The organism is Lacticaseibacillus suilingensis (assembly GCF_016861845.1).
GTDB classification, from domain to species: domain Bacteria; phylum Bacillota; class Bacilli; order Lactobacillales; family Lactobacillaceae; genus Lacticaseibacillus; species Lacticaseibacillus suilingensis.
Map to the genome: position 1 here is coordinate 1 of NZ_BOLV01000058.1, position 1,563 is coordinate 1,563.

At 48.9% G+C, this 1,563-nt stretch carries 1 protein-coding gene; it reads left to right on the forward strand.

The window, feature by feature from the left end; translation table 11 throughout:
- Positions 1 to 179 precede the first annotated feature (179 nt).
- Complete coding sequence (locus JUF11_RS13015; RefSeq protein WP_204119929.1) at positions 180 to 1,385, forward strand: IS110 family RNA-guided transposase; 1,206 nt, start codon at positions 180 to 182, stop codon at positions 1,383 to 1,385.
- The last annotated feature ends 178 nt before the right edge of the window (positions 1,386 to 1,563 follow it).

The window sequence follows — 1,563 nt, forward strand, 5'->3', positions numbered from 1 at the left end:
AAAGTGGTAGCGAAGTTGACATGTCGTAGGGCTTTTTGGCGCTTGACGCCGCAACAAAAAACGGCAACTTCACTTGATCCACCAATTAACTCGCTCGAAGTCTGTTGGCGCTTGACGCCGTGTATTGAAAATTGAGATGAGTGAATCGGTGAGACAACTTCATAAGGTGGTGCTTCCACATGGAATGTATTTTTGGTATTGATGTCAGCAAGGATTCAGCCGAGGTGGCGATTCTTGCCAATGGCACTGTCGTGCAAAGGTTCAAGATGGCACTGAACAAACTTGGGTTTGCGGAGCTTGAGGAGCAGCTGCAAAGCTTCAGCGAGCCAGTGGTGATCTTTGAGGCAACCGGGGTGTACTCCAAGCGTGTAGCTGCGTTCCTCCAACGGGAAGGGCTGGCTTACACGCAGATTAACCCACTACAGGCAAAGCGCGCGATGGAGGATTTTCGAAGCCGCAAGAACGATTCCTTGGACGCGGAGGGCTTGGCTCGTGCCATGGCCCACTATCATTTTCCGGCCACGTACCAAGAGAAACCTGTTTATGGTGAGTTGCGCGATTTAGAGCGTACCTATCAACAGCACAATGAGGACATTGTGCGGGCAAAAAATAGGCTTCATCGGTCACTTCAGGTGACCTTCCCCGAGATTGAACATGTGCTCAGCTCAACGGATGGTGTTCTTTACTGGCACCTGATTCAAAGATTTCCGCATCCGGGCCTCGTACTGACATGTGAGTTTGACGAGATCACTCAGTTTGTGATGACGGCTACGCCTAAGAATATAGGGCTTAAACGTGCAAAGCGCATCGCTGGCAAGCTTTGGGACCTGGCTCAGCTCTCTGCGCCAGCAGCGGTAGCGACAGACTACGTTGTCAAGGCAACGGTGTTTCAGGCTCAAGAGGTCGAACGCCTTGACCAACTTAAGGCTGATACCATTGCGGCGATGGCAGTCGTTGCGAAAGGAATGAGCGAGGTGCAGATTCTCATGACGATTCCTGGAATTGGAGAAAAGACGGCATTATGTCTGATAGCCGAGTTAGGCGATGTACGCAGGTTCCATAGTGCCAATGCGATCAATGCCTACATCGGGATTGATTTGATTGAGTATCAGTCCGGTAACTACACCGCTGAACAACACATCCGCAAGCGTGGGAATGCGTATGCCAGAAAGATTATGTACAGAGCCATCATCAACATAGTCAGCGTAGCAAAGTACACGCCCACCCGAATCAGCGCAGCCTATAGACGCAAAAAACAATCTTCCCAGTCCAATAGAACCAAGAAGATTGCCATTGCGGCGATGAGCCAGTTAAACCGACTGATTCGCCACTTAATCCTAAATGATGAGTTTTACGACAGCACAGCGTTCTCCCCAGAACAGTAATCGTTGCTCATCTAATCAAAGTGTAACACCTCAAAACGCCAAAATACATGAGGGCTATTTGGTGTACGCTCAAACCTGATTTGTTCAGGAATACAACCCGCTCAAGGTCAGAATGGAAGACAAAGAAAAAGAGAAAGCCTAATAGATCAACTTTCTCTTGACTGATGGTAGAAAAAAG